We start from the raw sequence: 5716 nt of genomic DNA on the forward strand, positions 1-5716 counted from the left end.
GCCCAGCCGATCCCATAAGTTTCTCGGAGCTGCGGAGAAGGCCCGCCAATGGTTTGAGATGAGTAGCGTGAAGGAGGAGAGAGGCAGCCTTTTCGTGCGGGTGGATAGCCAGTTGCGGCAGGTGGAAATCTCCCGGATATTATACGTGACGGGTTTGAAGGATTACGTGATGATCTATCTGGAAGGGGAGGCCCGTCCGCTTATCACCCACGTGACGATGAAGGCCATGGAAGAGATGCTGTCTACCGGTCGCTTTATGCGGGTACATCGTTCTTATATCGTGGCGTTGGATAAGATCCGTTCCGTCGACCGGAATAATTGCGTTTATATCGGGAAGGAGATCATCCACGTGACGGATGCCTACAAAGAGGCGTTCAACGCTTATCTGAAAGCTGCTCAACCTTCTTGAACTTGGATGCCCATTCAAAGCTCCTTACGATGGGCATTCTAACGACCTTACAATGCCCATTGTAGGAACCTTATAATGGGCATTCTAAACTTTATGTGTATATTCGTGCCTTAATTAAGAGAAAACGATATGAAGAATAGCATTCCTTTAGGGTTTATCCGGATCTTTATCCTGCTTATATGTCTGACCTCGTGCGGTAGCAAAAAGCAACAAAAAGTAGCTTTGCCCGCCGATTTCAAGGGACCGAAGGAGTTGGCTCGCTTATATGGGGTACGTATCACACCGGAAGATAATATATTCTTGTACAACGAGGGGGCCCGTTGGTTGGGTGTACGTCATAAATTGGGAGGGAGCACGAAACGGGGCGTGGATTGCTCCGGTTTCGTATCGATCGTTTATCGGGAGGTATACGGAAAGCAGCTGGCTCGTTCCTCGGCGGATATGCTGAAGTATAATTGCAAGAAAGTGAGTCGTGCCAAATTGCAGGAAGGAGATCTGGTATTTTTCAAGACGGGCCGTGGCGGGAAGCGTGGCGTTCCGAATCACGTGGGGATTTACTTGAAAAATGGGCGCTTCATCCATACCAGTACTTCTAGCGGCGTGATGGTAAGTAGCCTTAGCGAACCTTATTATACAAGAACTTGGTTAACGGGTGGTCGGGTAAAATAAAATTACTAAATTCGCGTCTTAGAAAAACTATTAAACATAAATAGAATATGTTGACAATCAAATTAATCACTGAAAACACGGATGCCGTAATCCGTGGACTGGAAAAGAAACATTTTAAGGGTGCGAAAGAAAGCATCGATAAAGTGTTGGAATTGAATGATAAAAGACGTATCGCACAAAATCAATTAGATAAGAACCTAGCGGAGGTAAACGCAACCTCTAAGTCGATCGGACAATTAATGAAAGAGGGCAAGAAGGAAGAGGCGGAGGCCGCTAAGAAACATGTTTCTGAGATCAAGGAGGTGAGCAAGGCTTTGCAGGCTGAGATGGATCAGGCTGCCGAGGAGCTGCAGAACTTACTTTATACGATCCCGAACGTACCTTACGATGAGGTGCCCGAGGGTACCTCCGCCGAGGACAATGTGGTAGAGAAAATGGGAGGTATGGAAACGGAACTTCCGAAGAACGCTCTTCCGCACTGGGAAGTGGCGAAGAAATATGATGTGATTGATTTAGATGGCGAAGAAATATGATTTGATTGATTTCGATCTAGGTGTTAAGATCACGGGAGCAGGTTTCCCGGTCTATAAAGGACAGGGCGCTCGTTTGCAACGTGCGTTGATCAACTTCTTCTTGGATGAGGCCCGTGACGCCGGTTACTTGGAGATCATGCCGCCTACGGTGGTGAACTCGGCTTCCGGTTATGGTACGGGACAGCTTCCAGATAAGGAGGGACAGATGTATCATTGCGAGGTAGACGACCTCTATTTGATCCCGACGGCGGAGGTGCCCGTGACAAATATTTACCGGGATGTCATTCTGGATGAGAAACAGTTACCGATCAAGAATTGCGCTTATACACAATGCTTCCGTCGTGAGGCCGGATCTTATGGCAAGGATGTACGTGGTTTGAATCGTTTGCACGAATTTTCTAAGGTGGAGTTGGTTCGGATCGATAAACCGGAGCACTCTAAGCAATCTCACCAAGAGATGTTGAATCATGTGGAGGGATTACTTCAGAAGTTGGAGTTGCCGTATCGCATCCTTCGTCTTTGTGGGGGTGATATGAGTTTCACGGCTGCCCTTTGCTTTGACTTCGAGGTGTATTCCGAGGCACAACAACGCTGGTTGGAAGTTAGCTCCGTGTCCAACTTCGATACGTATCAAGCCAACCGCTTGAAATGCCGCTATCGTGACGAGAATAAGAAAACGCAACTTTGCCATACCTTGAATGGTAGTGCTTTAGCCTTGCCTCGCATCGTAGCCGCCTTATTGGAAAACAACCAAACCCCCGAAGGTATCCGCATCCCGAAAGCGTTGATCCCTTACACTGGGTTTGATATGATTAAATAAGCATCAAATCATTTGATGAACACATCGGTAAACGTATTAATGATTAATGCGCAGGGTATTATGCTTTCGGTGTTAGGACGGGATTATTTTCTGTCCTATAATCGTGTTCCATGGTTGAAAGAAGCACGTATTAGTAATGTGTTAAATGTTCGGATGGCTGGGCGTAATGCGATAGAATGGCCGGAGTTAGATGTTGATTTGGAGATCGAAAGTTTGAAACATCCAGAACGTTATCCTCTTATTATGAAACGTTCAACATTGGACTTCGTATAATCTCTTTTTTATAAAATATCCCAGCATTGTCCTTATTGTGGATATGCTGGGATATTTTTTTTGAATGAATTAGATGAATAAGTTTACGTTTGCGTCTTCCGCACGTTCCAGATAGGTGGCTACGCCTCCTAGGACAACGTTATCCATCAGTTCTTCTTTTTTGACGCCCATTACGTCCATGCTCATCGTGCAGGCGATCATCTCGATACCATTCTCTACGGCTTGTGCCATAAGGCTTTCCAAGCTGTCGATCCGTTTCTTCTTCATGATAAGGCGCATCATCCAACTGCCGGCTCCACCCATATTCATTTTAGATAGTTTCAGCTTTTCGCTATTTGCCGGAAGCATCCAGCCAAACATCTTGCCGAAGATATCTTTAGATACGGCAGGTTTTTCCCGTTTCTTAATCACGTTGAGCCCCCAGAAAGTAAAGAACATAGTCACCTTCTTTCCGGTGGAGGCAGCCCCGTTCGCTATGACGAATGAGGCCAACGCCTTATCGAGGTCATCGCTGAAAACGATCAATGTCTTGTTGTCGGCACTATTACCACCTGTCGCTATTTTGCATTCAGCTTTTTTTTTTCGTACCGTGGCGGCGATCGTGCCTCCCTTATTTTCCAGAGAGACTAACTCTGCCCCGGTTATCTTGCACCATGAAGAGACATCTTTTCCGAAAGCCTGATCTGTTGCGGTGATTTCCAATGACTCATCTTCCCGCAAGTTCTCATAGTTCTTTTTCAACTGCATGATCGGTCCCGGACACATTAATCCGCAAGCGTCTACCTTAATCGCCGTAGCTGCCGGAGTCGATTTGCAAGAGCTACTTTTACCAGATGCCTTATCAGAAACAGCTTCGGACGAACAAGGTGCGCAGGCCGGCTCATTCTTGATCTTTGCTGTCGCTACACTCCAAGTCTTGTAACCACCGGATAGGTTCCGGACATTCGTGAAGCCATTTTGAGTCAGGATGCGATAAGCCAAATAGCCCCTTAATCCAACGGCGCAAGTCACTACGATCAGTTTATCCTTGGGTAGTTCCGCCAAATGTTCTCTTAACTCATCAACCGGGATATTGATGAAGCCGGGGATTGTCCCTAAGCTGTACTCGTCACGGGTACGGACATCGATACGTACGGTATCTGGCGATAAGTTCTGGATCTCTCTCCACTGGATCGCTTTCGCTTTTCTCGTAAGCAGGTTCTCCGCTACGAACCCGGCCATATTTACGGGATCTTTAGCGGCTGAATAAGGAGGAGCATACGCATGTTCCAACTCCGTCAGGTCATAGACCGTACCTTTCTGCTGGATAACTTGCGCTAACATCTCGATCCGTTTGTCTACGCCTCCGAAACCTACGACTTGCGCCCCTAACAGTCGTCCGTCTTCCGGCGCAAACAATATCTTGATCGATAAAGGCACGGCTCCCGGGTAATATCCCGCATGCGAGGCTCCATGCGTATAGGAGGATTGATAAGCGATTCCTTCCCGTTTCAACAGCTTAGCGTTAGCTCCCGCCGTGGCGACCGTCAAGTCGAATACCTTGGCGATAGAGGTTCCCATCGTCCCGTCATAAGTTTCCTTATTGCCGGATACGATATTATCGGCTACGATACGTCCTTGCTTATTCGCTGGACCCGCCAATGGGATCAAGGCTGGTTTGCCTGTCACGAGGTGGCGTACTTCCACGGCATCTCCCAACGCATAAATATCCGGGTTCGAGGTCTGCATATATTCATTGACAGCGATACCGCCGAGTGCTCCGATCGTAAGTCCCGCTTCCTTGGCCAATCGGGTTTCCGGACGGACACCGATACTCAATAAAACCATATCCGCCGGGATCTGCTTCCCACTTTTCAAATGAACGGTCACGCCTCTGGAAGTCTCCTCGAAACGAGATACGCCATCTTCCAGCATCAAGCCTACCTGCTTGCCGATCAATTGCTGATGTACGATAGCGGCCATGGAATAGTCGAGGGGTGCCATCACTTGGTTAGCCATTTCCACGACGGTGACGTGGACACCCAGCTCATGCAAATTCTCCGCCATCTCCAAGCCGATGAAACCACCCCCTACAACAACGGCGGTACGGGGCTTTTCCGTGTTCACGTAATTCTTGATCGTGTCCGTATCCGGCACGTTACGTAACGTGAATATCTTTTTACTCTCGATTCCTTCGATGCGTGGACGCAAAGGCTCCGCACCGGGAGAGAGCACTAGTTTATCGTAAGTCTCCGTGTAGGTTTCTCCTGTGCCGAGTTTCTTTACCTCCACTTGCTTGGATTCGGGAAGGATTCGGGTCACTTCCTGCTCCGTACGGATATCGATGCGGAATCGATCCGTGAAGCCTTTCACGGTTTGTACGAATAATTTATTCCGGTCGTTGATCGTGTCTCCTATATAATAAGGTAATCCACAGTTTGCGTAAGAAACATATTTTCCACGTTCGAAAAGGATGATTTCCGCTTTCTCGTCCATTCTACGCAGCCGGGCTGCTACGGTAGCTCCACCAGCTACACCTCCAATAATCAAGTACTTCATATCTATTTTTATTTAATTTGTATTATACATATTTGTTAGTAGACAATAATTAGTTAAAAAAAGGGATTCATCCCTTTTGTATGTATTCTTTGAGTTGATTGAACAGGCTATCCATATTTAGCTCGGCCTGCATCATCTGTTGTATTTTCTCTTTCCCTTTTGGGGTGAGCGAGAAAAACATTTGCCGCTTATCCTCTTTATTGATGTTCCTGCGGATAAACCCCTTGTTCTCGACAGAGGTGATTACCTTTGAGACCCGGGAGTTTGAAAGACCAATATAATCGCAAATCATTCCTGCCGACTTTGCCTCATTATCCTTTAAGCAACAAAGCAACATGGCCTCGTTGATGGTGATAGCATGTACTTCCGAGAAGTTTTTCTCGAACTGGTACAGTATCTTATAGATATCCTTTATGGCGCAAATTGGTTCCATATTTCTTTATAACTTGTTTGATGATGCAAAGATATAACTAT

5 protein-coding genes and 1 pseudogene are annotated in these 5716 nt (G+C 46.9%); 4 read left to right on the forward strand and 2 right to left on the reverse strand.

Annotated features, from left to right (window positions below; genetic code table 11):
• From QVP94_RS18005 to QVP94_RS18020, 4 genes and pseudogenes are all read left to right on the forward strand, one after another.
• Positions 1 to 409, forward strand: a 409-nt coding sequence (locus QVP94_RS18005) for a LytR/AlgR family response regulator transcription factor (RefSeq protein ID WP_288213313.1), incomplete at its 5' end; no start/stop codon positions are given.
• A 129-nt stretch (positions 410 to 538) separates the two neighbouring features.
• Positions 539 to 1078: an NlpC/P60 family protein gene (locus tag QVP94_RS18010; RefSeq protein ID WP_005865414.1), complete on the forward strand. Its 540-nt coding sequence runs from the start codon at positions 539 to 541 to the stop codon at positions 1076 to 1078.
• Between the two features lie 47 nt (positions 1079 to 1125).
• Positions 1126 to 2431: pseudogene (serS, locus tag QVP94_RS18015) on the forward strand (serine--tRNA ligase).
• A 15-nt stretch (positions 2432 to 2446) separates the two neighbouring features.
• Positions 2447 to 2704: a DUF2442 domain-containing protein gene (locus QVP94_RS18020; RefSeq protein WP_005855712.1), complete on the forward strand. Its 258-nt coding sequence runs from the start codon at positions 2447 to 2449 to the stop codon at positions 2702 to 2704.
• Between the two features lie 69 nt (positions 2705 to 2773).
• Here QVP94_RS18020 and QVP94_RS18025 read toward each other — a convergent pair whose 3' ends face one another.
• Positions 2774 to 5242, reverse strand: a complete 2469-nt coding sequence (locus tag QVP94_RS18025) for an FAD-dependent oxidoreductase (RefSeq protein ID WP_022193157.1) — start codon at positions 5240 to 5242, stop codon at positions 2774 to 2776.
• A gap of 67 nt (positions 5243 to 5309) precedes the next feature.
• Complete coding sequence (locus QVP94_RS18030) at positions 5310 to 5675, reverse strand: MarR family winged helix-turn-helix transcriptional regulator (protein ID WP_005855716.1); 366 nt, start codon at positions 5673 to 5675, stop codon at positions 5310 to 5312.
• Between the last annotated feature and the right edge of the window lie 41 nt (positions 5676 to 5716).

The sequence above is a fragment of the Parabacteroides sp. CAG:2 genome (assembly GCF_000436315.1).
GTDB lineage: Bacteria > Bacteroidota > Bacteroidia > Bacteroidales > Tannerellaceae > Parabacteroides > Parabacteroides distasonis.

Coding starts and splice junctions, on each gene's coding strand:
- QVP94_RS18010 (WP_005865414.1), top strand. CDS start 539: ATGAAGAATAGCATTCCTTTAGGGTTTATCCGGATCTTTATCCTGCTT.
- QVP94_RS18020 (WP_005855712.1), top strand. CDS start 2,447: ATGAACACATCGGTAAACGTATTAATGATTAATGCGCAGGGTATTATG.
- QVP94_RS18025 (WP_022193157.1), bottom strand. CDS start 5,242: ATGAAGTACTTGATTATTGGAGGTGTAGCTGGTGGAGCTACCGTAGCA.
- QVP94_RS18030 (WP_005855716.1), bottom strand. CDS start 5,675: ATGGAACCAATTTGCGCCATAAAGGATATCTATAAGATACTGTACCAG.